Below are 25,685 nucleotides of genomic sequence, written 5' to 3'. Positions count from 1 at the left end.
GACATGCGCAACGAGGGACTGGGGTCATGGCCCGCACGCCGGGCCCGCAAGACCCCGCACCGCACCGCCCTGATCCACGGCGGGACGTCCATGGACTACCGCACCCTGCACACGCGCACGACCCGCCTCGCCCACGCGCTGCGCGACCGCGGCATCCGCCGCGGCGACCGCATCGCCTACCTCGGCCCGAACCACCCCTCCTATCTGGAGACCCTGTTCGCGGCGGGCACACTGGGCGCGGTCTTCGTCCCCCTCAACACCCGCCTGGCAGGCCCCGAGATCGCCTACCAGCTCGCCGACTCCGGCGCCAAGGCCCTGGTCCACGGCCCGTCGCACACCGGTCTGGTCGCTGGACTCCCGGGCAGCACCGACGTCCGCACCTACGTCGAACTGGGCCCTGAATACGAGGAGGCACTCGCGTCGGCGTCCGAGGAACCGATCGACGCGCCCGTCACCCCCGACGACACCTGCATCATCATGTACACCTCGGGGACCACCGGCCGCCCCAAGGGCGCGATGCTCACCCACGGCAACATCACCTGGAACGCGCTCAACGTCCTCGTCGACACCGACCTGACCGCCGACGAACGCGCCCTGGTCTGCGCCCCGTTGTTCCACACGGCGGGCCTGAACATGCTGACCCTGCCCGTGCTCCTCAAGGGCGGCACGTGCGTCCTGGTCGAGGCCTTCGACCCGGACGCCACCTTCGACCTGATCGAACGGCACCGCATCACCTTCATGTTCGGCGTGCCGACCATGTTCGACCAGGTGGCCAGGCACCCGCGCTGGCCCGACGCGGACCTGTCGTCCCTGCGCATCCTGACCTGCGGCGGCTCCCCCGTGCCGACCCCGCTCATCGCCGCGTACCAGGAACGCGGCCTGGCCTTCCTCCAGGGCTACGGCATGACGGAGGCCGCGCCCGGGACCCTGTTCCTGGACGCCGAACACGCGGTCACGAAGGCCGGTTCGGCAGGCGTGCCGCACTTCTTCAGCGACGTACGCGTGGTAGGGCCGGACCTCGCCCCCGTCGACGTCGGCGAGACCGGCGAGGTCGTGGTCCGCGGGCCCCATGTCATGCCCGGTTACTGGGGGTTGCCGGAGGAGACGGCCGCCTCGTTCACGGACGGCTGGTTCCGCAGCGGGGACGCGGCGCGCACCGACGAGGACGGCTACGTCTTCATCGTCGACCGCATCAAGGACATGATCATCTCCGGCGGCGAGAACATCTACCCCGCCGAGATCGAGGACCTGCTCCTCGCCCACCCCGACATCGTCGAGTGCGCGGTGATCGGGGTGCCGGACGACAAGTGGGGCGAGGTACCGCGCGCGGTCGTCGTGCCCCGCGAGGGCGCCACCGTCGACCCCGACGAGGTGCTGGCCTCCCTGTCCGGCCGGCTCGCCAAGTACAAGATCCCGAAGTCGGTGGTCCTCGCGGCCGAACTCCCGCGCACCGCCTCCGGGAAGCTCCTCAAGTCCCGTGTCCGTACCCGTTACGGCAAGAGCGAAGGAACCGCATGACCATCACCGTGAACGGCCTCGACGAACTGAAGAAGCTGGCCGGCAGCGACCTCGGCACCAGCGAGTGGATCGAGATCACCCAGGACCGCATCAACACCTTCGCCGACGCCACGGGCGACCACCAGTGGATTCACGTCGACCCGGAGAGGGCGGCGGAGGGGCCTTTCGGCGCACCCATCGCGCACGGATACCTGACGCTCTCCCTCTTCATCCCTTTGTTCACCGCGCTGTTGGACGTGCAGGGGGTGACGACGAAGGTCAACTACGGGCTGAACAAGGTGCGTTTCCCGTCTCCGGTGAAAGTCGGGTCGCGGATCCGGCTCGTCGGTAAACTGGCGGAGGTGCAGGAGGTACCGGGCGGTGTGCAGATCGCCGTGGACGGCACGATAGAGATCGAGGGCGGGACCAAGCCGGCGGCGGTACTGACGAGTCTGTCCCGGTTCTACAGCTGAGGTATTTCGTTACCCCGAAGCGGTACCGATATCCCCCAGTCGGGTGCATAGTTTCGTCATCAGCGGGGTACTGGCGACCCCGCGGCTGTAACGTGCTGCCAGAGTGTCATTCACTCACCCACCTTCCCCTCCTGATCAGGGAATACCGTGACCGTTCCAACCAGAGCCACTGTCGGCACCAAGGCTCGTCCGTCGGCTGCCCAAGCTCACACCACCGCGCCGGGTCTCGACGCTCCGCACGACCCGAAGAGCGTCCGAGGCGTACGTCGCGCTCGCTCGTCCGAGCAGACGCGCAGGGGGGGAACGGTCACCTTCCAGTCGTCCATCTGAGGACACCGCATACTCCGTCATGACCGGTCCGACCGTCCCGCTGCGGCAGCTCGTGCTGAAAGTGCACAGCAGATGCGATCTCGCCTGCCGGCACTGCTACATCTACGAGCACGCCGACCAGAGCTGGAGTTCGCGACCCAGGGTGATCTCACAGGAAACGATCTCCTGGACCGCCCTTCGGCTGGCGGAGCATGCCAAGAAACACCAGCTCGCCTCCGTGCAGGTCATCCTGCACGGAGGCGAGCCGCTGCTTGCAGGGCCGGCACGCTTACGCGCCGTCTGTGAGGCGCTGACCACCGCACTGCACGGCATCTGCGCCCTCGATCTGCGCATCCACACCAACGCGGTTCAGCTGGGCGAGCGCCACCTCGACCTCTTCGCCGAGTACGGCGTCCGGGTCGGTGTCTCCCTCGACGGCGACCAAACCGCAAACGACCGCCACCGGCTCTTCGCCAACGGCCGCAGCAGCCACGACAAGGTCCTCCGCGCGCTCGCCCTGCTCGACCAGGACCGCTATCGCCACCTCTACGCGGGCATCCTGTGCACCATCGACGTGCGCAACGACCCCGTCGCCGTCTACGACGCCCTGGCCGCACTGCGCCCCCCGCGCATCGACTTCCTCCTGCCGCACGCCACCTGGGACGAACCTCCCCTGCGCCCCGCCGGCACCGACACCCCGTACGCCGACTGGCTCCTCGCCATCCACGACCGCTGGAGCGAGCAGGGACGTCCGATGCCGGTGCGGCTGTTCGACTCGGTAGTCAGCACCCTCGGCGGCGGCCCCAGCCTGACCGAGGCGATGGGCCTGGAGGCCGCCGACGTCGTCGTGGTCGAGACCGACGGCACCTACGAGCAGGCGGACTCGCTGAAGACCGCGTACGACGGGGCGCCGGTCACCGGCAAGGACGTCTACCGGCACACCCTCGACGAGGTGGCATGCCATCCCGGCATCGCCGCCCGGCAGCACGGCCTCGACGACCTGAGTGACCAGTGCCGCGCCTGCCCCGTGGTGCGCTCCTGCGGCGGCGGGCTGTTCGCCCATCGCTACCGGTCCGACGGCAGCGGATTCGGCAACCCGTCCGTTTTTTGCGCGGACCTGAAAGAGCTGATCCTCTCCATCGACGCCCGCACCGGCGCGAGCGCGACCCGCCCGATCGAAAGCCTCGACGCCCTGGCCGACGGCAGCGACGAGGGCGCCGGCGTACGGGAGTTGGCTCGGATTCGGCAGGACGTCACCCGTGGGCTGCTGACCGCCGTGCATCAGGAGGCCGGGCCGCGGGCGGGCGAGCTGTGGGCCCGGTCCTGGCAGCTCGCGCTCGAACTGGGGCGGCGCGACGGCGCTCTGCTGGAGCCGCTCCTGTCCCAGCCATACACCCGCACCTGGGCCGTGCGCTGCCTCGACGAGGCCACCTCGCCCGACCATCTGGCCTCGCTCGTGGCCGCCGTGGCGCTGCCCGCACGGGCGGTCGAGCAGGTGAAGGTGCCGGTGCGTGACGGCTTCGCGCATCTTCCCGGGCTCGGCAGTGTGCGCACCCAACTCGGCGCGGAGTGGGTCGAGTTGACGGGCCGCCGCCTCGCCGGTCCGGACTGGGTGCCGCTGCCTCGGGTCCGGGCCGACGGGCTCGACGTAGCCCTGGACGACGTCGATCCCCATCGTGATTGCTACGGCACTCCGGTCGGTGGACGGCTGACGGACGCGGAGACCGAGCTGTGGCGTCATGTGCTGCCGCAGGCCTGGGCATTGATCCGCAAGGCCGTGCCGGCCGTCGCCGCCGGCATGGCCGAGGGCGTCCGCGTGATCACTCCGCTCGCCGCCCCGCCGGATCCCGAACACTTCGTGCCCGGCGGAGGGTTCAGCGCGCTGGGTGTCCATCTCGGCCCGGACCCGGAGCGCGTCGCCGTGGACCTGGTACGTGGATTCCGGCTCGGTCTGCTCGACGCGCTGCTCGACGCGTGCGACCTCTACGACGAGTCGGACGCCCGCACCGGCGCGCTGCTCGCCGACACCTACGCCCGCGCCGCGACCGACGCCCTGCGCCAGGACGCCGAGGGGGCACGTCGTACGCACGTGCAGTGGGCGGAGCTCACGTCCGCCCCATCGCTGACCGGGCTCGGCCGGCGGTTCGTCGACGGCATCGGGCGGTGCCTGTGAACGCCCACGCCCACGCCAACGCTGAACCCGGCACCGGCGCCGGCGGTCAGATCGCCGAGGACCTCGCGGTACTGGGCGTGGAGCCCGGGGCCGCCCTGCTGGTCCACGCCTCCCTGCGCCGGGTCGAGGCCGGACCGGGCGCCGTCCTGGCCGCACTGCGTACCGCCCTCGGCCCCGAGGGCACGCTCGTCGTGCCGACCTTCACCGCAGGCAACTCCGACACCTCACCGGCGTACCGGGACCGCACCCGGAACATGACGACCGATCAAATCCGGGCACTGCGAAGCCGGATGCCACCCTTTGATCCCGACGGGACGCCCTCCGAGGGCATGGGGCGGCTGGCGGAGGCCGTGCGGTGCGCCGAGGGACGGGTGCGCAGCGCGCATCCGCAGACCTCCTTCGCCGCCGTGGGCGCCCGGGCCGGAGACCTGCTGGCCGTGCACGACGAGAACTGTCACCTGGGCGAACGCTCACCGCTGGGCCGGCTGTACGCCGCCGGTGCCCAAGTGCTGCTGCTGGGCGTCGGCTTCGAGGTGTGCAGCGCCTTCCACCTCGGCGAGTACCGGGTCCCCGAGCCGCCCCGGCGGACCTATCGCTGCGTCGTCCGGCGCGACGGGGGACCCCGCTGGATCGAATACGAGGACGTCGACCTGGACGACAGCGACTTCGGTGCGCTGGGTGCCGACTTCGAGAAGGCGGACGCGGCCCGGCCCGACCCGGTCGTGCGCGGCGGTCGCGTCGGGGCCACCCACGCCCGGCTGTTCCCGCTCGGCGCGGCGGTGGACTTCGCCACCGTCTGGCTGGCCGGAAAACGATCCCACCACGTTTTCACAGACCCGTCACAAATCGCTGCGAGGTTCCTACACTGAGTGTCCACCCCCGCCGGGCGGGGGGCACGGGGGACGGGATCGGGGGATCGCGTGGAGCCGACGGAACATCTGGGGGATGCCACCGCCCCCTATTTCTTTCTCAGTTACGCCCGCATGCCACAGGACGGCTCCGGCTCGGTCAACCCGGATCTGTGGGTCCACCGTCTCTTCCAGGAACTGTGCGAGCACATCAAGCACATGACGGCCCACCCGGGCGCGCCGGGATTCATGGACGGGTCGATTCGGACCGGGCAGATCTGGAGCAGCGAACTCGGCGACTCGCTGGCCCGCTGCCGGGTGTTCGTACCGCTCTACTCGCCGCGATACTTCATCAGTTCGTGGTGCGGCAGGGAATGGGCTGCCTTCAGCAGCCGCCCCGCGCGCCACGTCGACGCCGAGCAACCCGGTGATCCCAGCGGGGTGGTGCCCGCCCTGTGGTCGCCCGTGCCCGATCGCCGGCTCCCCGAATCCGTCAGGGAAGTGCAGTACATTCACCCCGAACTCGGCCAGCGTTACCGCACGTTGGGGCTCTACGGGCTGGCCAAGCTTAGAGCCTTCCGCAGCGACTACGAGAAAGCGGTCCTGCATCTGGCCCGGCGGATCGTCGACGTGGGCGACAGCGTCGTCGTCGAGCACGGCGACCGCGCCGGGCTGAGCACGGCACCCGACGCCTTCGCGGCCACCCCCACGAAGACCTCGACCACCGGGCGCACCCTGCGCATCAGCGTGGCCGCGGCCTCCCTGAACCGGCTTCCCGAGGGCCGCACGCCCGACTACTACGGCCCCTCGGCCGTCGACTGGAACCCCTACCACCCGGCGTCCGGCCGGCCTCTCGCCCGGATCGCCGCCGACATCGCCGAGAGCCTCGAATTCCGCCCCGACGTCCGCGAGTTCGACCACACCGCGGGCCCCGCCGAAGGGCCGGAGGTCGTGCTCCTCGACCGCTGGGTGCTGCGCGATCCCGAACGCCGGACCGCCCTGGGCGAGTTCGACAGCAGTGATCTGCCGCCGACCGGCCTGGTGGTGCCGTGGAACGAGAACGACCCCGACAGCGACGAGGCCGAGTACGAACTCGCCGCCCAGGCCGAGGCCACCCTGCCGCGCCGCATCCGGCTGGGCCGGCAGGCGTGCAGACCCGCGGTCCGGGGCGTGCCGGACCACAAGACCTTCGACCAGGTCCTCCCCGACGTCGTGCAGTGGGCGGAGGGCGAGTACCGCAAGCGGGCCCAGCCCCGGCCACCGGCCGGACAGGGCACCGAGCGATTCCGGCTGTGCGGGAAGGACAGCCAGGACAGCCGACCCCAGGGACACCGCCGGAACGCCGAGGAGGAAGACCGCGATGAGCAGCCTTGACGAACAGGACGGCCGGGCCGGCCGCATCGTCACGTTCTATTCGTACAAGGGCGGCACCGGCCGGACCATGGCCCTCGCCAACACGGCATGGATCCTGGCCGCCAACGGCAAACGCGTCCTCGCCGTGGACTGGGACTTGGAGGCACCGGGCCTGCACCGCTTCTTCCACCCTTTCCTCGACCCAGCCACCATCGGCGCCACCACCGGCGTCATCGACATGCTCAAGGAGTACGCCTGGGCGGCCACCGGCGACGGCGACGACGGCACCGACGAGCGGCCGCCGGACTGGCATCTGGACTACGCCCGCATCCAGCGCCACGCCGTCTCCCTGGACTGGCCCTTCCCCGAGCCCGGAACCCTGGACCTGGTGTCCGCGGGGCGGCAGGACCGCGACTACTCGGCGCTCGTGAGCACCTTCGACTGGGACCACTTCTACGACGACCTCGGCGGCGGACTCTTCTTCGACGCGCTGCGCGAGGACATGCGCCACAACTACGACTACGTCCTCGTCGACAGCCGCACCGGACTGTCCGACATCGCCGACGTCTGCACCGCCCATCTGCCCGACACCCTGGTCGACTGTTTCACCCTCAGCGACCAGAGCATCGACGGCGCCGCGGCGGTCGCCCACGACATCCGCGACCGGTACCGCCGTCGCCGTATCCGCATCCTGCCCGTGCCCATGCGCATCGACGAGGGCGAGAAGGAGAAAGCGGACGCCGGGCGTGCCTTTGCCCGCGCCAAGTTCGACGGGTTCCCCACCGGCATGGCCGAGGAGGAACTCACCGGCTACTGGGGGTCGGTGGAGGTCCCCTACCGCCCCTACTACGCCTACGAGGAGACGCTGGCCACGTTCGGCGACGAGGCCGGCAACGCCACGTCCCTGCTGGCCGCCTTCGAGCGGCTCACCGGCGTGATCAGCGATCAGGCCGTCATAGCTCTGCCGCGGATGGCCGAGGAGGTGCGCGAGGCCGTCGCGTCGAAGTTCGCCCGCCCCCGGCTCGCGCTCCCGGCCGACCTGCACCTCAGCTATGTGTCCGAGGACCGCATGTGGGCCGACTGGATCGCCACCCAGCTGTCCAGGGCCGGGTTCAAGGTGTCGCGCAGATATGTCGGCTGCGAGGGGGACGGCGCGGAGAAGCCGGCCGACCGCACCGTCTTCGTCCTCTCCCCGGCGTTCCAGCGCTCCGCGCGGGCCCGCCAGGTGTGGGACGCGGCCGCCGGCGGTGATCTCTCGGGCCGCCGGCAGGTGGTCGCCGTCCGGGTCGGCGACCTGCGCCCGGCACCCACGTTCAGCGAGCGGCCCTCGGTCGACCTGGTGCGCACCAGCGAGCGGAACGCGGCCTCCGCGCTGCTGCGGGCCCTCGGCAAGCCGCCCCTGCCCGCCGAGCTGACCGACGAGTCGGCGTTGCGGGACGCCCGATTCCCGGACACGGTGCCCAAGTTCTGGAACGTCTCGCCGCGCAACTCCTCCTTCACCGGCCGCAGCGCACTGCTGGAGAGGCTCCGCGACGGGCTCGGCAGCAGCAATTCGGGCGGCTCCCCGGCGCCGTACGCCCTCTACGGGCTGGGTGGCGTCGGCAAGACGCAGATCGCGCTGGAGTACGTGCACCGCTTCGCCGCCGACTACGACCTGGTGTGGTGGATCCCCTCCGAGCAGAACGAGCTCGTGGTGTCCTCCCTCACGGAACTCGCCCGCCGGCTGGGGCTGCGGATCGGCGACGACGCCGCCCAGGCCGCCCAGGAGGTCTGCGACCATCTGCGCCAGTCGTCCGCGACGCTGCGCTGGCTGCTGGTGTTCGACAACGCCGACGAGCCGCAGGAGGTGAGCAAACACTTCCCCGGCGGTGCCGGCCATGTGCTGGTCACCTCCCGCAACCAGACCTGGCTGCAGTTCGGCGAGGCCCTGGAGATCGACCCGTTCCTGCGCGAGGAGAGCATCGAGCACCTGCTGCGCCGAGCCGCCGACCTCAGCACGGAGGACGCCGACCGGGTCGCCGCCGCCGTGGGCGACCTGCCCCTCGCCCTCGACCAGGCCGGCGCCTGGCTGGCCGAGACCGGCACGCCCGTCGACACCTACCTCACCGAACTGGAGCACCAGGCGGAGCGGGTGCTCTCGCTCAGCCAGCCCGCGAACTACCCCGAACCGGTCGGCGCCACCTGGAACGTCTCCATCGACCGGCTGAAGGAACGTTCCCCGGCGGCGGTGCGCCTGCTCCAGCTGTGCGCCTTCTTCGCCGCCGAACCCATCTCGATGGAGCTGCTCTACGGCGACGAGATGACGAGCGTCCTGGCCGAGCTGGACCCGTCGCTCCAGGAGAGGATGGTCCTCGGCCGGGTGATCCGGGAGATAGGCCGGTTCGCCCTCGCCAAGGTGGACCGGGCCACCGAGTCGATCCAGGTGCACCGGCTGGTGCAGGCGGTGATCCGCTCCCAGCTCACGCCCCGGGAGCAGGAGGACGCCCAGCACGTCGTGCACCGCATCCTGGCCGGTGCCCGCCCCTCGGGCGAGGAGCCGATCGACGACCCGAAGAACCAGCCCATCTTCGCCGCGATCTGGCCGCACCTGGAGGCCTCCGAGGCCAGCACCTGCGACGAGCCGAAGACCCGGCAGCTGCTCATCGACCGCGTCCGCTACCTGTGGAAGCGCGGCGACCTGAACGCCGCGCTGTCCTTCGCCCACGGCCTGCGGCAGCTGTGGGAACGCCAGTTGACGGTCAGCCGCGGCAGGATCGCCGACCTGGAGAAGCGGGAGCCGGCCGGGCGGACACCGGCGCCGCAGCCGGCCGGCTTACGGGACCCGCGGGCCCCGCGCACCCTCGCCGAGGAGCGGCGTTACGCGACGGAACTCCAGACCCAGCTGCTGCACCTGCGGTTCCACATCGCCAACGTGCTGCGCTCGCTCGGCAAGTACGTGGAGGCGGAGGAGCTGGGCTCCGACACCCTTGCCCGGCAGCGCGCCCTGCTGACGCCCGGCCATCCGCACATCCTGATGACGGCCAGCGGCCTCGCCACCGACCTGGGCAGCATCGGCCGGTTCGAGGACGCCCTGGAACTGGCGAAGGAGGCCTACAACGGCTTCAAGGAGAACTTCGGCGAGGATCACCCGCGCACCCTCAGCGCCAACAACAACCGCGCCGTGTGCCTGAGACTGCTCGGCCACTACACCAAGGCCCGCGATGTCGATCAGGAGATCTACGACCTGCGGCGCAACGACCTCGGTGCCGCGCATCCGCACACCCTGATCAGCATCACCAACCTGGGCCGCGACCTGCGCGAGACCGGCGAGTACGAGCCGTCCATCTCCCTGCTGAGCAGCAGCTACGAGTCGTACAAGGGCCTGTTCGGCGAGACCTACCCGGAGACCCTGCGCAATGCGAAGAGCCTCGCGGTGTCGCTGCGCAAGGCCGGCCGGGTGGACGAGGCGCGGGCGCTCACCCAGCAGACCCGCGAGCACTACCGGCTGCGGGACACACCCGCGTCCACTCCCGACGTGCTGGACTGCACCCTGAACTACGCGACCGACCTGTACGCCACCGGGGCGCGCGAGGAGGCTCTGGCGCTGGCGCAGGACATCGTGCGGCAGTACCGCACGGCGCCCGGCGAGCGGCATCCGGCGACGCTCGCCGCCGTCAACAACCTCGGGATCTTCCTGCGCGGTTCCGGCGAGGCGAACAGGGCGCGGACGCTGCTGGAGAAGAACCTCGACACCCTGAAGGAGGCGCTCGGCGACCGTCACCCCTACACGCTCGCCTGTGCCGTCAACCTCGCCAATGTGCTGGCGGAACTGAACGAGCTGCGCCAGGCGGAGGACCTGGAGCGGATGGCGGTCGCCGGTTTCCAGCCCACCCTCGGCCACGAGCACCCGGACACCATCGTCTCGCGCGCCAACCTGGGCGTGACCCTGCGCGCGCTGGGCCGCATCCCCGAGTCCGACCAGCTCCAGGAGAGCACCCACGCCGAGTTCGTACGGCTGCTCGGCGAGAACCATCCGCACACGGTGAGCGTCCGCGAGGGCAAGCGCATCCACCGGGACCTGGAGCCGCCGGCCGTGTGACCGGTAGGGGACTCAGGCGGGCTCGGCCGTCAGCCGCGAGCGTCCGCCCAGCAGCCAGGTGAAGACGTCGGGCAGCACCCGCAGCGACGCGAAGTGCGCCTCCTCGGGCTGCAGGACGGCCCGGCCGCCCGGAATGCGCTCGGCCAGCCAGCGGGTGTGGCTGGCCGGCGAGAACCCGTCCCGTTCGCCGTGCCACAGCAGGACGGGTACGGAGATGTCCGCAAGGGAGAACCCCCACGGGCTGCAGAAGGACAGGGCGTCGTCCACCCAGCCGTCGGCGGACACGCTGAGCGCCTCCCGGTAGTTGCGCAGCAGCATCGCGCGGATCCCCGCGTCCGAGACGACCCGCAGATCGGACTCGGTCAGCTCCCAGCGCAGTTGCGCCAGCAGCTTGCGAGGGTCCGACCGGATGTCGACGGACCGCTTCCGCAGGCTGTCCTCCAGCTGGTCGGGCCCGTCCAGCGCCTTGGTGTACTCGTTGACGTTGGATGCCGTCATGCCCGCGAACCAGTCCAGCCCGTCGGCGTCCCGCGGGGCGAGACTGACCAGGACGGCGGCCCGGGTCACCCGGTCCGGCAGCAGTGCGGCGCAGGCGAGGGCGTGCGGGCCGCCGCCGGAGCGGCCGACCACGGCGAAGCGCTCGATGCCGAGGGCGTCCGCGATGGCGGCGACGTCGGCGGAGACATGGGCGACCCGGCGCCCGGAGAGCCGGTCGGAGGGGCCGTAGCCGGGGCGGTCGTACGTGATGAGCCGGACTCGCTGGTGGTAGATCAGCATCGGCCGGGGCGCGGGGCCGAGCCGGCTGCCGGGCGTGCCGTGCAGCAGGAACACCGGAGAGCCGCCGGGATCTCCGCTGATCTCGACGGCTAATCGGCGTCCGTCCCCCGTGAACACGTCTTTGAGCATGCGCGGCCCCCTCTCGAAGCCCCCGCCCGCTGCGGCATGCTGTGTGGCCGTGCAACGGCCATTCCCCATCGTGCCCCAGATCATCCCGGTGTGCGGGTGTTTCCGGCTGCCGGCGGGTCAATGGCCGAGAGGTGTCACGGACTTGTCGTTCAAACCCCCTGCTTGTACGCGTACACGGCCGTGGCCACCGCACACACCCCCGGCGGAATCATCTGAGCCCGCAACGTGCCGCTGTTCACGTCGTAGTCCACGCCCTCCGTCTCGAACGTGCCCGTGCACACACTGCGCTGCGGCAGTGCGAACAGGCTCTTCACCGCGCCCGTCATCGGCTGGCCGTCCACCTTGCGCGGCAGATCGACCTGGAGGAGAGGGCGGATCTCCGGGAAGAGGGTGCCCGAGGCGTCGTTCGACGCGCAGATGAGGCGGGTGTCGGTGACGAAGTCGCAGCCCTGGATGTCGCGTACGGGCTTGTCCAGGCTGATCTGCCAGGCCTCCTTCAGGTCTCCGCCGGTCGGTGGTGTGGCGGGGTTGAGCAGGGGAGCGGGGAAGACCTGGAGTCTTCGCTGGTCGCCCCACTCGCCCGACACCAGCCACTGCCCGTCGGGCGAGACGGTGGCGAAGGAGTTGTTCAGCTTCTCGCCCGGGTTGAGCTGGTGGACGTACTCGTAGCGCTTCCCGGCCGGGGTCGTCACCGCGAACATCTTGGACGTGGCCGTGTCCGGGCCCTGGTAGGCGTCGAAGACGTGGCCCCGGGCGATGTCCGGGTCGCCCACGTGGTTCCAGCCCTTGATCCTCAGGTCCAGCGGGATGTCGGTCATGCCCCGGTAGAGGAGCGAGCCGTCCGCCCGGGCGGCGAGACCCTGCCCGCCGCCCAGCGTGTCGGTGTACGCCGTGCCGGACTCGGCCCACTGCGGGTCACCGGCCGCGGAGGCGGTACCCGCGCCGAGCCCGAGAGCGGCCAATAAGCAGACGGGGACAAGAAGTTGACGCTTCATCAGATCCTCAGGCTCCTGCCACGTCGACGAATACGGGATTCGAATAGAACCACGTATCCGTCCACGGGTCACCGTCTCCGGGCGGGTGCGGGATCGGGCCGTGCGGGTCGACCGACGCGCCGAGGTAGCCCGTGCCGTTGCGGTTGCCGTCGCTGCCGCGCAGCCGGACGTAGAAGGACTCCCTGCCCGCGGTCAGCGGGATGCGCAAGGTGTACGTCCCCTTGCGACCGCTCACGTCCTTCGTCGCCACGACCTTGGTGTCCGGTGCCTTCCAGGCGTCCCGGTCGGCCACCGGGCCGCGCACCGCACCCCGGACGACGTCGACGTGCGCCAACTCCGGCAGGATGCCCTGCGGGTTGGGCCGGGAGGCCGTCGTGACCGTGATGTTCAGCGTGAGCTTCTCGCCCTTGCGTACGCGCAGCCGGCCGCCCAGGGTGACGCCGCGGCCGTGGTCGCAGTCCCGCTTGAGGCGGACATCGAGGCCGTCCAGCAGATGCCCGTGGTCGAGCCAGACCCGGCCCGCGCGCAGGCCCGCCATCACCGCGCGGTGGCCGTAGCGGGTCACACCGACGTGGGTGCGGCTGAACTGGCCCGGCCAGAAGTCGCTGCCCGGCTGCGGGGTGTCGGTGTTCACCGGGTCCGGGAGCCTGCCGGTGCTGTCGAAGTTCTGACCCGCCGGCCAGTCGCCGTTGCGCCAGGTGTCGAAGACGATGCGGTGCGCGTCGGAGTTCGTGGTGATCGAGAACAGCCGGCCCTCCGCCAGCATCGAGTCCCACAGCCCGCCGACCGTCGCGGTCGCCCAGTCGAAGCCGCCGTAGGTCAGATACGCCTCCGCCGGGTAGCCCGGCCAGGACTGTGCCGAGGGCTTGTTCTCGTACTCGCCGCGCATGGACGTGCTTGCGCGCAGGCCGGGGATGGCCGCGCCCTGGGCGCCGGGCGCACCCTCCATGCCGATCATGATCTCGGGGGCCGCGTCCCGCCAGCCGCGCATCTCGTGCGGGGAGTCGATGCCCAGGCGCAGCGGGTGGTTGGCGAGGACGAGGACGTCGTCGACGTAACCCTCGCGGCGCTGCTGAGCCAGCCACTTGATGGCCTTGACGGCGTGGGCCTCGTTGCGGGCGGTGTCCGCGTCGGCGGGGCCGCCCTTGTCGTAGCCGAGCAGCTTGCCGTCGTAGGCGCTCTCGAACCGGGTGAGCAGGTCGACCTCGTGCCGGCCGGGCGCCGCGAAGACCGTGCAGTGCTCGGCGGCCGGGATGTACCACTCCAGGCCCTGGAAGATGAGCTGGCGCGGGTTCTCGGCGCGCGCCTTGAGGATCTCCTCGTGCTCCAGCGCGGCTCCGTACTTGGCGTGCCCGAAGTTGGAGTGCTCGGTGAACACCATCCAGTCCAGCCCGTACTTGGCGCCCGCGGCGGCCAGTTGGGAGAACGTGTACTTGGCGTCGTGGCTGTAGACCGTGTGGATGTGGTGGTCGCCGACGAGGTACGCGAGGCGCGGGTCGTCGCCGCCCCACCCGCGCGGGGACGCCGTAGCGGGCACGGCCGCGGAGCCGAGCGCGAACGCGGCGCCGAACAGGCCCGCGCGGCGCAGGAGTCCCCGTCGGGAGACGCCCTGCGGGTCGAGGTCGGCGGGGGCGACGGACGGGTCGGCCCAGGTGGGCAGCTGTTGCTCAGTCATGTTCATCCTCGGGCGGGCGTCAGTGGTTCATGAAGGACGTGACGGGCAGCGCCCGCGCGACGATACGGACGTCGCCGAGACGGCCGTACAGGATCTGGTCGATGTTGCCGCCGTACTCGTAGCCGCCGAGCAGCCACGGCAGCCCGACCGAGGTGAGGCCGATCGCCGTGGCGTGCGGGTTGCGGGCCACCGGGCAGCCCTGGACGTACAGCGTGGTGTGCCTGCCGTCGTTGACGACGGCGACGTGCCACCAGGTCTCGCGTGCGGTCTCGTCGCCCCAGTTGGTGGCGATGCCCTGCTGGTTGAGCGGGCGGACCGCCCACTGGGGGCCGGGGCCGTCGGAGAGGGACAGCGTGGCGAGCGGCTCGTCGGGGTCGCCCTCCGTCTTGCCGGCGGCCCCACCCGTGCCGGTACGGCTGACCAGGCCCGCCCAGGCGTTGTGCGAGGCGTCCCAGTCGGCGGGGAGCCGGTAGAAGGCCTCGACGGTGTAACCGTTCCTGAAGGTGGCCGCATTGAGCGGGGCGTCGTCGACCGTGCGCAGATACGCGCCCTTCAGCGGGGACTTGAAGCCCTGGAACTCCAGACTGCCGTGGCCGGGCTGGTCCGGGTGGTGGTCGGCCGACCAGCCGAGCTTGCCGCCGCCCACGGAGACCACGGTGAGGTCGTTGCCGTGGCCGGACAGGTCACGGACGGTGCCGGCGACGGGCGACTCGAAGCGCCAGTACGCAGCCGTGTCCCGGATCAGCATCTTCGACGCGGGGCGCGCCGGGCGGGCGGGCACCGGGGCGAAGCCGCAGAAGCGGTCCTCGAAGTCGATGTCGACGGAGAAACGGTCGGCGTCGCCGCTGAGTTCGATCTCCTGTCGCTCCAGCTCGTTGAGTCCCTTCGCGGCCCGGCCCAGGATCCACGGGGAGACCGTCTCGACGTCGATGACGTTCCGGTCGAGGTCGAAACGGTAGAGGCGGATCATCGCCGCGCCGCCGAAGTAGCGGTTCTGATAGTTCGTCAGGTGCAGGTGGACGTCGTTGCCCGCCGCGTTCCGGCGCGTGACCCGGCCCGCGGGCCAGTAGTGCCCGTTGAGGGTCAGGAAGATCTGGTCGTGGTCCTTGACCAGCTGGTCCCACAGCTGCTGACCGTACGACGACAACGCGTCCTCCTCGACGACCAGTTCGTGGGTGGTGAGGATGACGGGTGTCCTCGGGTGCCGGGCGAGCACGTCCTTCGCCCAGGCGTGGCCCTTCGCCGACAGCCGCCAGTCCAGGGCGAGCACCATCCACTCGCGGCCGGCCGCGCGGAACAGGTGGTAGGTGTTGTAGCCGTCCGAGGACGCGCCCCCGAAGGTGCGCCTGCCCTCGAAGCGCCGCGGACCGAACGTGTCCAGGTACGGCGTCGAGCCGCGCTGGTCGTCCGTGGAGGATTTCACGTCGTGGTTGCCGGCGAGGACGCTGTAGCCGACGCCCCTGCGGTCGAGCAGCTCGAACGCCTTGCCGATCGCGGCGCATTCGTCCTTCGCGCCGTTCTCGGTGAGGTCGCCGAGGTGGGACAGGAAGACGATGTTCTCCTCCCGCCCGTGCTCCAGGAGGTAGCGCAGGGACGCCTCGACGGGCGCCGCGTTGATGCTCGGCCCGTCGAAGAGGTACTGGGTGTCGGGCATCACGGCCAGCGTGAAGCGGCGGCTGTCGGCGTCCGGACGCCAGCCGGCCGTGACCGGGGACGCCTCGGCCACGGCCGGCAGCGCGACCCCCGCCGTGGCGGCGGCGCCGAGCAGCGCGGTCGCGCGCAGGAAACCGCGTCTTCCGGCACCGGCCTGCTCGGCCTCGCCCTGGGCATGGTCATGCAAAGTACACACGTGTGCTCCGTAAGAAGATCTGTGAGATCCGTGGGATCCACGAGGGGTGACAGCGAAGGGCGTGGGGGGGAGTTCAGAGAACGCGCAGGGTCCAGCTCCAGCGATGGACGCCCGGGGCGACGAGGTACGACGGTGAGGTGTCGGGTCCGCAGGAGGCGGTGCCCAGGCCCCGGTGCGCGGCGTCGATGTGCACCACGCAGCCGGGCCGCGGGACCAGCTCGTCGTGGTGGCGTGCGAAGGTGAGGTCCTCGGCGCGGTAGCGGGTCACGGAGACCTGGCGGGGTTCGTCAAGACCGACCAGGAGTCCGGTGGCGTCCGGCGCCGACAGCGTGAACCGCCGTACACCGTGTCGGCCTCCGCTCTCCTGCGGACGCAGATACGGCGTGAACAACGCGTCGACGGGCACCGAGTGATGGCCCACGGGCGCGCCCGTACTGCGGTCGGGATACGACTCCCACGGGCCCTGCCCGAACCACTCCAGCAGATCGAGCCCCGCGCCCGTTTCGAAGACCGTGCCGACCCGTGCCACGTCGTCGAAGGTCTCCGGCAGCTCGGCCTCCTCGTCGACGCGGACGCCGCCCTCGACGGGCGTGAGCACCTGCCGGTGCCGGACGACACCCGTGGTGCCCGCGTACTCGGCCACCACCGTCACGCGACCGGCGTCCTGCCGGACGGACACGACCTTGCGCACCAGCGCGTCGAGTCCCCAGTCGCGCCAGCGCCCGGCCATGCCGCCCAGCTCGTCGTTGTCGGTGGGCGCCCGCCACAGCGAGAGCGTGGGGGCCGCCGTCAGCAGCGGATGGACGAGGAGTCCCTCGCCGTCGACCTCGACCTGCCCGTCCACCGGAACGTCCGGGACCACGGCGGGCGTGCGCAGCCGGATCTGCGGCACGCACACCTCGGTGCCGCGCGGCGCCCACGGCTGGTCCTCGGCCACCGTCACGCGCAGCGTCAGCCAGGCCTCGCCGCCGTCCTGCGGTACCTCGAAGGGCAGCGGCACGGCGGCCGTCTCGCCGGGGCGCAGGTTCGGCAGTTCGGCCGGCCCGGTGAGCGTCGTGCCGTCGGCGAGGTCCAGCCGCCACTCGCCGGCCAGCCAGTCCAGGCCCCGGAAGTGCTGGTGATTGCCGAGCACGATGCCCTCGTGCTTGAAGCACTCGATGCGTACCGGCGCCGCGATCTCCCGGTGCTCGAACATCGCCGGCTTGGGCGTGCGGTCGGGAAACACCATGCCGTCCGCGATGAAGGCGCCGTCGTGGAGGGACTCGCCGAAGTCACCGCCGTACGCCCAGCGGTACCCGGGCGCGGTGACACCGTTGTCGTAGAGCCCGGCGCCCGCGCGCCCGGCAGGTCTGCCATCGCTCACGCGTTGCAGAATTCCGTGGTCCCAGAACTCCCAGATGAACCCGCCCTGAAGACCCGGGGTGGCCTCGATGGCAGCCCAGTGGTCGGCCAGCGTGCCGTTGCTGTTGCCCATCGCGTGCGAGTACTCGCACTGGATGAGCGGCCTGGTCTGGCGGCCGGACAGGGCGTGGGCGACGCAGTCCTCGACCGGCGCGTACATGGGGCAGGCGATGTCGGAGGCGTCGTCCGTCGCCGCCCAGTCGAGCTTGGCCGCGCCCTCGTACTGGACCGGCCGCGTCGGGTCGTGCCGGCGCACCCAGCCGGCCGCCGCGTCGTGGTTCGCGCCGTAGTCGGACTCGTTGCCCAGCGACCAGATGATGATCGACGGGTGGTTCTTGTCGCGCAGCACCATGCGTGAGACCCGGTCCACGAAGGCGTTCAGATAGCGCGGGTCGTCGGCGATCTCGTGGGCGTGGTCGTGGGACTCGATGTCCGCCTCGTCGACGACGTAGAAGCCGAGCTCGTCCGCGAGGTCGTACAGCGCCGGGTCGTTCGGGTAGTGGGCGGTGCGGATCGCGTTGAACCCGAACCGCTTGAGCAGGACGAGATCGGCGCGCATGTCGTCGTACGACACCGTCCGCCCCGTCAGCGGATGGAAGTCGTGCCGGTTCACGCCCCGGATGAAGACCCGCTCGCCGTTGACCAGCAGGTCCCGGCCGACGATCTCGACGTCGCGGAAGCCGACGCGGTGGTGGGAGGTGTCGGCGACCGTGCCGTCGGCGCGGTGCAGCCGGACGGTCAGGCCGTACAGCTCGGGCGTCTCCGCGTTCCAGCTGCGCACGTCCTCGACGGTCGTGCGCATCCGGGCCTCGCCGAGGAAGTCGGAGACGCGCTCCTCTTCGGCATTGAAACGGTCGAACTCACCGTCCTGCACGAGGAGTTGACCGTCCAGCTCCCCGCTGACGTACCACCCCGGGGGAAGCGCACCGCGAGCGTCCCGCACCCGGCAGTCCACCCGCAGCTCCCCGCTGAAGGCGGCCCGCACGGTCACGTCCGCGAGATACAGCGGGTCCGTCGCATACAGCAGCACCGAGCGGGTGATCCCGCCGTGCCACCACTGGTCCTGGTCCTCGATGTGCGAGGCGTCCGACCACTTCACGACCGTCAGGCGTACGGTCGCCCGCTCCCCGGCGCGCACCGCTCCCGTCAGATCGAACTCGGCCGCCAGGTGCGAGTCCTTGGAGATGCCGACGGGCCGCCCGTCCACATGCACCAGCAGCACGCTCTCGGCGGCCCCCACCCGGAGCACGATCCGGCGTCCGGCCCACGCGGCGGGGACGTCCACCTCACGCTCGTACACACCCGTCGGGTTGGCGGCCGGGGAGTGGGGCGGGAACTCGGCGAACGGCATGCGGACGTTGGTGTACTGCGGCAGGTCGTCGGTGCCCTGCACGGTCCAGGCACCGGGGACGTACGCCGTGGACCAGGGACCGCCGACCGGCGCGTCCGGGGTCGGCAGCAACTCAAAGCGCCAGTCGCCGTCCAAGGGGAGTCCACCGGAGCGCCGGTCGACGGCGTTCATGGGCAGTCGCCCCCAGGAGGTCACCTCGGGTGCCTCCCAGGGGCGCAGGGCGATCAGGGGATCGACGGCGCCGGGACCGAGGATCGACGGATCGTTCATCCGCGGACGGCCCCCTTCGCGAGGTCGCCGATGATCTGCCGGGCGCCGATCGCGAAGACGATCAGCAGCGGGATGAGGGCGAGGACCGCGCCGGTCATCACCATGCCGTAGTCGGTGGTGCCGTGGGTGCCGTTGAGCTGGGACAGCGCGACCTGGAGGGTGACGTTGTCCGGGTTGGTCAGGGCGATCAGCGGCCAGGCGTAGTCGTTCCACTGGCCCATGAAGGTGAAGATGCCGAGGAAGGCGAGCCCGGGGCGGACCACCGGGAGCGCGACGTGCCAGTACTGGCGCAGGAAGTTCGCGCCGTCCAGCTTGGAGGCGTCGAGCAGTTCGTCGTGGATGGCGCTCCTCATGTACTGGCGCATCCAGAAGATGCCGAACGCGTTGGCCGCGGCCGGCACGATCAGCGCGGTCATCGAGCCGATCCAGCCGATCTTCGCCATGATCACGAACTGCGGGATCGCCGCCATCTGGGCCGGCACCATGAAGATCAGCATCAGCAGCCCGAACAGCACGTTCTTGCCCGGGAAGTCGAACTTGGCGAAGACGAAGGCCGCGAGCGAGTCGAAGAACAGGACCAGGAAGGTCACCACCGTCGCGACCAGCAGCGAGTTCCACATCGACCCGAAGAAGTCGATCGTGTCGAACAGGCTGCGGACGTTCTCCAGGAAATGCGAGCCCGGCAGCAGCTTCGGCGGGTACGAGAAGATCTCCGACGAGGTGTGCGTCGACATGATGACGGCCCAGTAGAACGGGAAGGCCGACAGCAGCACACCGATGATCAGGGACGCGTGCAGGGCCGATCCCCGGCGTCCGGAGCCCTTGATGGATGCCATGTCGCGGCCTTCCTACTGTTCGCCCCGGCGCTGCACCAGGCGCCAGTTGATGATCGAGAAGAGGACGACGACCAGGAAGATGCCCCACGCCACGGCGGCGCCGTACCCGAAGTCGTTGTTGTCGAAGGTCTGCTGGAAGAAGTAGAGGACCATCGTCCGGCCGGCGTGGTCCGGGCCGCCCGAGAACGTCGACTCGTTGGCCGTGGTCTGGAGCAGCACCTGCGGTTCGGAGAAGCTCTGAAGTCCGGTGACCGTGGAGACGACGAGCACGAACAGCAGCGTCGGCCGCAGCAGCGGCAGGGTGACCCGGAAGAAGGTCTGCACGGGACCGGCACCGTCGATGCGGGCGGCCTCGTACAGGTCGCTCGGGATGGTCTGGAGGCCGGCGAGGAAGATGATCGCGTTGTAGCCGGTCCACTGCCAGGTCATCAGCGTGGCGATGGCGACCTTGATGCCCCACGGGGTGTTCAGCCAGGCGACCTGGTCGAGACCCACGGCCTGCAGCAGCGCGTTCACCAGGCCGAAGTTGGTGGAGAAGATCGACCCGAAGACGATCGCGATCGCCACGACCGAGGTGACGTTCGGCAGGAAGTACGCGAACCGGTAGGCGTTCTTGAAGCGGACCGCCGAGTTGAGCATCACGGCCGTCACCATCGCCAGGAAGATCATGGGGAAGGTGGCCAGCGCCCAGATGACGATCGTGTTCCCGATCGACTGCCAGAAGTCGCTGTCGCTCAGCAGGTACTGGTACTGCGAGAGCCCCGCCCACTCCATCGAGCCGAGGCCGTCCCAGCGGTGGAAGGAGAGGTAGAGCGAGAAGCCGACGGGGATCAGCCCGAAGGCGAGGAAGAGGAGGTAGAACGGGGAGATCGCGGCGTAGAGGTGCCAGTGCTTGCGCAGGCCCTTCTTCGGCGCGGCCGTGGAGGGGTGCGGCCGGTTCACGGCGGGCGGGGTCTGTTCGATGACGGCCATCAGAAGCTCACCCCCAGGTGCTGCGCGATACGCCGGCATTTGCTCATGGCGTCCTCCCAGGCCTTCTTCGGATCCTTGCCGAGGACGCCGACGTTCTTGATCTCGTCCCTGATCGGCTGCCCGAGCGCGATGTCGTACGGGCTGTTGAAGGCGACCGGGATCTTCTCCGCGGCCGGCCCGAAGACGTCCATGGTGATCTGGTCGCCGAAGAACGGGTCCGGCTCGCGCAGCTTCTTCATCTCGTACGACGCCGGGGTCGACGGGAACAGGCCTGCCTCGACGAAGCCCTGGGCCTGGTTGTCCGCGCCGAGCATCCAGCTGATGATCTCGAAGGCACGCTCGGGCTCCCGGCACGCCTTCGTGATCGCGAGGAAGGAGCCCCCGACGTTCGAGGGGCCGCCAGGACAGCCCGCCACCCGCCAGTTGCCCTTGGTCTTCGGGTAGGCGAGCTTGAGGTCGCCGGCGGCCCAGGAGGCGTTGAGCTGACTGGGCAGCTTCCCCTTCTCGGTGGCCGAGATCGAGTCGGGCGTGCCCGTCACGATGTTCGACACGATCCCGCGCCGCTTGGCTTCCACGGCCCGCTCCCAGCAGGTGCGGACGTTGGTGCCGTCACCGATGAAGTTGCGGTCCTCGTCGACGAACCGGGTGGTGCTCTGGCCGATCGACATCTCGAAGACGCTGCCGACGTCGGTCAGGATGTACGTCCCGGGTATCCGCTTCTTCAGCTGCTCGCCGGCCGCGAAGAACTTCTCCCAGGTGTCCAGTTCCCGGGACACGTCGTCGGGTTCGTGGGCCAGCCCGGCCTTCTCGAAGACGGCGGGCTGGTAGTAGTGCACGACCGGGCCGACGTCGATCGGGAACCCGACGAGGCTGCCGTCCGGGGCCACGCCCTGCTGCCACTTCCAGTCCAGGTACTGGCTCTTGAGCTTGTCGGCGCCGAGCGTCCTGAGGTCCACGAACTGGTCGGAGTTCGGCAGGTAGGACGCCATGTCCTCGCCCTTGAGGCCCGCGATGTCGGGGATGTGGGCGTTGCCGGCCATCGTGGTGATCAGCTTCGACCGGTAGTAGCCGCCGATCTGGATGGCGTCGAGGTCCACGGAGCTGCCGTAACGTGCCTTGGCGTTCTTGACGACCGTGTCGCTCAGGCCGCCGCTCCAGTACCACAGGACCATGTTCCGGCCGGTCGAGCCGGTCGGAACGGCACAGCCGGACGCCAGGCCGCCCAGCGCCGTGGCGGCCGTGCCGGCCAGGCCCGCGCGGAGCAGGCCTCTTCGTGAGAGCCGCACAGCTCCCACCGCCTTTCGGATCTTTTCGGAACTTCGCATGAGAGGGGCACGTGGGGGAGAGAGCACGTGGGGAGCTCGCTCGGAAAAGTCAGTTCTGCCGTGCGGGAGGGGTCACGGGGGCGTACGCGACGGGCGGTCCCGGATCGTCCGGGAGCCGGTCCGCCAGGAAGCCGTACGCCCGCTTCAGTTCGGGATCGGTCAGGGAGCGCCACCAGCGGTCGACGCCGTACCAGCCGGGCGCGGCCAGGGCCCCGCCGGGCCGCCGGACCGAGAGACCGGCGGCGAGGACGGCGAACCTCAGCCGTTCCGCCAACGGCCAGCCGCCCAGCGAGGCCGCGACGAAGCTCGCCCCGAACACGTCGCCCGCGCCCGTCGCGTCGAGAACGTCGATGTCCAGGGCGGGCACGTCCGCGTACTCGCCGGTCGTCTGGTCGACGGCGACGGCGCCGTTCCCGCCGCGCGTCACCACAGCCACCGGCACCAGCTCGCTGAGGGTGCCGAGGGCCGCGACCGCGGTGTCGGTGCGGGTGTAGGCCATCGCCTCGGTCTCGTTGGGGAGGAAGGCATGGCACAGGGAGAGCTGGTCGAGGAGGGCGGTGGACCACTGCTGGGTGGGGTCCCAGCCGACGTCGGCATAGATGTGGGTGCCGTTCGCGGCGGCCTTGGCCAGCCACTCGCGAGGCTCGGCCTCGATGTGCACGAGGGCGGTGCGAGCCTGGGGCGGGTCGCCCATCAGCGCGTCCTGCGAGTACGGCGGTTCCTGGCCGTGGGTGACCAGGGCCCGGTCGTGGCCGTAGGCGAGGGAGACGGTGACGGGGGTGGGCCAGCCGTCCGCGGTGCGGGAGAGCGAGAGGTCGATGTCCTCCTGGTCGCACAGGACGTCCCGGCAGTACTCGCCGTAGAGGTCGTCGCCGAACACCGTGGCCAGCGAGGTGCGCAGGCCGAAGCGGGCGGCGGCCACCGCCAGGTTGGCGATGCCGCCGGGGCCGCAGCCCATGCCGCCCGTCCAGATCTCCTCGCCCGGCGTCGGCGGCTTCCCGAGCCCTGTGAGGACGAGGTCGTAGAAGAGCAGCCCGGTCAGCAGCACATCGGGCCGGTCGTCGTCCACGGAAGGGTCCTCTCGCTCGGGCTCTCGTCCGGGGACCCCCGTTGGGGAGAGCTCGTCAAAACTCTTCATTTCGGTGACCGGAATCGTGCGCCGCTCCGCGGGATTGGTCAATACCCGAGCAGAAATGAGCATGGCGATGATTGAAGATGACGAGTAGTGTTCACGTCGTGCTGGCAGAACGACGACACCAACTCATCCTGCGGGCCCTGCGCTCCGGCGGCCCCGCGGCCGTGACCGATCTCTCCGAGCGGCTGGGTGTGAGCCCGGCCACGATCCGGCGTGACCTGGTCAAACTCGAGGAGGACGGCCTGCTGACGCGGGTGCACGGCGGCGCGGTCGTGGAGGAGGGCGACCAGCCCTTCGCCGAGGTCGCCGAGATGCGCGTGCCCGAGAAGGACGCCATAGCCGCGCACGCCGCCGCGATGATCGAAGACGGTCAGTCGGTGCTGCTCGACATCGGCACCACCGCCTTCCGGCTGGCCCGCCAGCTGCACGGCCGCCGCCTCACCGTGATCACCAGCAACCTGGTGGTCTACGAGGAGCTCGCCGACGACGAGGGCATCGAGCTGGTGCTGCTCGGCGGCATGGTCCGCCGCGAATACCGCTCCCTGGTCGGTTTCCTCACCGAGGACAACCTGCGCCAGCTGCACGCGGACTGGCTGTTCCTCGGCACCAGCGGGGTGCGGCCCGGCGGACAGGTCATGGACACCACGGTGGTCGAGGTGCCGGTCAAGCGAGCCATGATCAAGGCCGGCGACAAGGTCGTCCTGCTCGCCGACGCGGCGAAGTTCCCGGGAACGGGCATGGCGAAGGTATGCGGTCCCGAGGACCTGGACATGGTGGTGACGAACGCTCCCGTGAACACGGCGACCCGGTCCGCCCTGGAGGAGGCCGGTGTCCACGTGCTCGTGGCAGGAAAGGTGCACGCGTGAAGCTGACGATTCTGGGCGGCGGCGGATTCCGCGTGCCGCTCGTGTACGGGGCGCTCCTGACGGACCGCGCGGAGGGCCGGGTCACCCGGGTCGTGCTGCACGACCTGGACGCCGGCCGTCTGAACGCCGTGACCCGCGTGCTCGCCGAGCAGGCCGCCGCTGTGCCCGACGCGCCCGAGGTGAGCGCCACCACCGACCTCGACGAGGCCCTGCGCGGCGCCGACTTCGTCTTCTCGGCGATCCGCGTCGGCGGCCTCGAAGGCCGGGCGGACGACGAGCGGGTCGCCCTGGCCGAGGGCGTCCTCGGCCAGGAGACGGTCGGTGCGGGCGGCATCGCCTACGGCCTGCGGACCGTCCCGGTCGCCGTCGACATCGCCCAGCGGGTGGCCCGCCTCGCGCCGGACGCCTGGGTCATCAACTTCACCAACCCCGCAGGACTGGTCACCGAGGCCATGTCCCGCCACCTCGGCGACCGCGTCATCGGTATCTGCGACTCACCGGTCGGCCTCGGCCGCCGTATCGCCCGCGTGCTCGGCGTCAAGAACCCCGGCGAGGCATGGATCGACTACGTCGGCCTCAACCACCTCGGCTGGGTGCGCGGCCTGCGCGTCGCCGGCCGCGACGAACTGCCGCGTCTGCTCGCCGACCCCGACCTGCTCGGCTCCTTCGAGGAGGGCAAGCTCTTCGGCGTCGACTGGCTCCGCTCGCTCGGCGCCATCCCGAACGAATACCTGCACTACTACTACTTCAACCGCGAGGCCGTCCGCGCCTACCAGCAGGCCGACAAGACCCGCGGCGCCTTCCTGCGCGACCAGCAGGCCGGCTTCTACGAGCAGATGCGCAACCCGGACGTCTCCGCGCTCCAGGCCTGGGACCGCACCCGCGCCGAGCGCGAGGCCACCTACATGTCCGAGAACCGGGAGACGGCCGGCGCCGGCGAGCGCGACGCCGACGACCTCTCCGGCGGGTACGAGAAGGTCGCGCTCGCGCTGATGCGGGCCATCGCCCGCGACGAGCGCACGACCCTGATCCTCAACGTCCGCAACCAGAACACCCTCGCGGTGCTCGACCCGGACGCCGTCATCGAGGTGCCCTGCCTGGTCGACGCCAACGGCGCCCACCCGGTCGCCGTCGCCCCGCTGCCCGACCACGCCACCGGCCTCGTCTGTTCGGTCAAGGCGGTCGAACGGGAGGTGCTCGCCGCCGCCGAGTCCGGCTCCCGTACGACCGCGGTGAAGGCCTTCGCGCTGCACCCGCTGGTCGACTCGGTCAATGTGGCCCGCAGGCTGGTCGAGGGGTACTCCTCCGTCCACCCCGGGCTGGCGTACCTTAAGTAGCGCCCGCCTGCCGAAAGCGCTTTCCCGCCCTGCCCG

The 25,685-nt window shown here is 70.6% G+C and carries 17 protein-coding genes; 8 read left to right on the top strand and 9 right to left on the bottom strand.

Translation table 11 applies throughout. The annotated features are described in order from the left end of the window. Positions 1 to 3: 3 nt before the first annotated feature. The 6 genes from ACZ7L5_RS12865 (at position 4) to fxsT (ending at position 10,731) form a co-directional block, all read left to right on the top strand. Entirely contained in the window at positions 4 to 1,518 is a 1,515-nt protein-coding gene (locus tag ACZ7L5_RS12865; protein ID WP_471516627.1) for an acyl-CoA synthetase, read from the top strand. Beyond that, positions 1,515 to 1,970 (top strand): MaoC family dehydratase, encoded by a 456-nt coding sequence (locus tag ACZ7L5_RS12860; protein WP_471516626.1) that lies wholly within the window; start codon positions 1,515 to 1,517, stop codon positions 1,968 to 1,970. The genes ACZ7L5_RS12865 and ACZ7L5_RS12860 overlap by 4 nt, the downstream gene beginning before the upstream one ends. Positions 1,971 to 2,319: 349 nt before the next feature. Next, complete coding sequence (locus ACZ7L5_RS12855) at positions 2,320 to 4,452, top strand: FxsB family cyclophane-forming radical SAM/SPASM peptide maturase (protein ID WP_471516625.1); 2,133 nt, start codon at positions 2,320 to 2,322, stop codon at positions 4,450 to 4,452. Then, positions 4,443 to 5,321, top strand: a complete 879-nt coding sequence (locus ACZ7L5_RS12850; RefSeq protein ID WP_471516624.1) for an AAC(3) family N-acetyltransferase — start codon at positions 4,443 to 4,445, stop codon at positions 5,319 to 5,321. The genes ACZ7L5_RS12855 and ACZ7L5_RS12850 overlap by 10 nt, the downstream gene beginning before the upstream one ends. A 51-nt stretch (positions 5,322 to 5,372) precedes the next feature. Next, positions 5,373 to 6,674 (top strand): TIR-like protein FxsC, encoded by a 1,302-nt coding sequence (locus ACZ7L5_RS12845; RefSeq protein ID WP_471516623.1) that lies wholly within the window; start codon positions 5,373 to 5,375, stop codon positions 6,672 to 6,674. Next, positions 6,661 to 10,731 (top strand): FxSxx-COOH system tetratricopeptide repeat protein, encoded by a 4,071-nt coding sequence (gene fxsT, locus ACZ7L5_RS12840; protein ID WP_471516622.1) that lies wholly within the window; start codon positions 6,661 to 6,663, stop codon positions 10,729 to 10,731. Before ACZ7L5_RS12845 ends, fxsT begins: the two co-directional genes overlap by 14 nt. Before the next feature lie 12 nt (positions 10,732 to 10,743). On the opposite strand, the gene ACZ7L5_RS12835 is transcribed toward fxsT, so the two are convergent. The 9 genes from ACZ7L5_RS12835 to ACZ7L5_RS12795 all read right to left on the bottom strand — a co-directional run bounded on the left by ACZ7L5_RS12835 (position 10,744) and on the right by ACZ7L5_RS12795 (position 23,380). Beyond that, positions 10,744 to 11,637 carry an alpha/beta fold hydrolase gene (locus ACZ7L5_RS12835; protein ID WP_328878024.1) on the bottom strand — a complete coding sequence of 298 codons (894 nt, stop codon included), beginning with the start codon at positions 11,635 to 11,637 and terminating at the stop codon, positions 10,744 to 10,746. A 149-nt stretch (positions 11,638 to 11,786) separates the two neighbouring features. After that, positions 11,787 to 12,632 (bottom strand): hypothetical protein, encoded by an 846-nt coding sequence (locus ACZ7L5_RS12830; protein ID WP_471516621.1) that lies wholly within the window; start codon positions 12,630 to 12,632, stop codon positions 11,787 to 11,789. A 7-nt stretch (positions 12,633 to 12,639) separates the two neighbouring features. Beyond that, the gene (locus ACZ7L5_RS12825; protein ID WP_471516620.1) at positions 12,640 to 14,307 is read right to left on the bottom strand and encodes a PHP domain-containing protein; all 1,668 of its coding nucleotides are present in this window, start codon (positions 14,305 to 14,307) and stop codon (positions 12,640 to 12,642) included. Positions 14,308 to 14,326: 19 nt separating this feature from the next. Continuing rightward, positions 14,327 to 16,156 carry a LamG-like jellyroll fold domain-containing protein gene (locus tag ACZ7L5_RS12820; RefSeq protein WP_471516619.1) on the bottom strand — a complete coding sequence of 610 codons (1,830 nt, stop codon included), beginning with the start codon at positions 16,154 to 16,156 and terminating at the stop codon, positions 14,327 to 14,329. 73 nt (positions 16,157 to 16,229) lie between these two features. Continuing rightward, entirely contained in the window at positions 16,230 to 19,178 is a 2,949-nt protein-coding gene (locus tag ACZ7L5_RS12815) for a glycoside hydrolase family 2 TIM barrel-domain containing protein (RefSeq protein ID WP_471516618.1), read from the bottom strand. After that, a complete protein-coding gene (locus ACZ7L5_RS12810) occupies positions 19,175 to 20,014 on the bottom strand; it encodes a carbohydrate ABC transporter permease (RefSeq protein WP_471516617.1) in 840 nt (279 codons plus the stop codon). Before ACZ7L5_RS12810 ends, ACZ7L5_RS12815 begins: the two co-directional genes overlap by 4 nt. A gap of 12 nt (positions 20,015 to 20,026) precedes the next feature. After that, the gene (locus tag ACZ7L5_RS12805) at positions 20,027 to 20,986 is read right to left on the bottom strand and encodes a carbohydrate ABC transporter permease (RefSeq protein ID WP_471516616.1); all 960 of its coding nucleotides are present in this window, start codon (positions 20,984 to 20,986) and stop codon (positions 20,027 to 20,029) included. Further along, the gene (locus ACZ7L5_RS12800; RefSeq protein WP_471516615.1) at positions 20,986 to 22,272 is read right to left on the bottom strand and encodes an extracellular solute-binding protein; all 1,287 of its coding nucleotides are present in this window, start codon (positions 22,270 to 22,272) and stop codon (positions 20,986 to 20,988) included. Before ACZ7L5_RS12800 ends, ACZ7L5_RS12805 begins: the two co-directional genes overlap by 1 nt. 88 nt (positions 22,273 to 22,360) lie before the next feature. After that, positions 22,361 to 23,380: a carbohydrate kinase family protein gene (locus ACZ7L5_RS12795; protein ID WP_471516614.1), complete on the bottom strand. Its 1,020-nt coding sequence runs from the start codon at positions 23,378 to 23,380 to the stop codon at positions 22,361 to 22,363. A gap of 167 nt (positions 23,381 to 23,547) precedes the next feature. On the opposite strand from ACZ7L5_RS12795, the gene ACZ7L5_RS12790 reads away from it, so the two are divergent. Together ACZ7L5_RS12790 and ACZ7L5_RS12785 are read left to right on the top strand one after the other, a co-directional pair. Further along, the gene (locus ACZ7L5_RS12790; RefSeq protein WP_471516756.1) at positions 23,548 to 24,312 is read left to right on the top strand and encodes a DeoR/GlpR family DNA-binding transcription regulator; all 765 of its coding nucleotides are present in this window, start codon (positions 23,548 to 23,550) and stop codon (positions 24,310 to 24,312) included. Then, a complete protein-coding gene (locus ACZ7L5_RS12785; protein WP_471516613.1) occupies positions 24,309 to 25,649 on the top strand; it encodes a 6-phospho-beta-glucosidase in 1,341 nt (446 codons plus the stop codon). Before ACZ7L5_RS12790 ends, ACZ7L5_RS12785 begins: the two co-directional genes overlap by 4 nt. Positions 25,650 to 25,685: the final 36 nt, after the last annotated feature.

This window comes from Streptomyces sp. NPDC107528, assembly GCF_055639295.1.
Note: the sequence above shows the minus strand (reverse complement) of the source record. Positions and strands in the feature narration are given on the sequence as shown.

Excerpts from the sequence above, each read along its gene's own strand:
- ACZ7L5_RS12855 (WP_471516625.1), top strand. The coding sequence starts at position 2,320 with ATGACCGGTCCGACCGTCCCGCTGCGGCAGCTCGTGCTGAAAGTGCAC.
- ACZ7L5_RS12835 (WP_328878024.1), bottom strand. The coding sequence starts at position 11,637 with ATGCTCAAAGACGTGTTCACGGGGGACGGACGCCGATTAGCCGTCGAG.
- fxsT (WP_471516622.1), top strand. The coding sequence starts at position 6,661 with ATGAGCAGCCTTGACGAACAGGACGGCCGGGCCGGCCGCATCGTCACG.
- ACZ7L5_RS12810 (WP_471516617.1), bottom strand. The coding sequence starts at position 20,014 with ATGGCATCCATCAAGGGCTCCGGACGCCGGGGATCGGCCCTGCACGCG.
- ACZ7L5_RS12830 (WP_471516621.1), bottom strand. The coding sequence starts at position 12,632 with ATGAAGCGTCAACTTCTTGTCCCCGTCTGCTTATTGGCCGCTCTCGGG.
- ACZ7L5_RS12805 (WP_471516616.1), bottom strand. The coding sequence starts at position 20,986 with ATGGCCGTCATCGAACAGACCCCGCCCGCCGTGAACCGGCCGCACCCC.
- ACZ7L5_RS12825 (WP_471516620.1), bottom strand. The coding sequence starts at position 14,307 with ATGACTGAGCAACAGCTGCCCACCTGGGCCGACCCGTCCGTCGCCCCC.
- ACZ7L5_RS12865 (WP_471516627.1), top strand. The coding sequence starts at position 4 with ATGCGCAACGAGGGACTGGGGTCATGGCCCGCACGCCGGGCCCGCAAG.
- ACZ7L5_RS12815 (WP_471516618.1), bottom strand. The coding sequence starts at position 19,178 with ATGAACGATCCGTCGATCCTCGGTCCCGGCGCCGTCGATCCCCTGATC.
- ACZ7L5_RS12860 (WP_471516626.1), top strand. The coding sequence starts at position 1,515 with ATGACCATCACCGTGAACGGCCTCGACGAACTGAAGAAGCTGGCCGGC.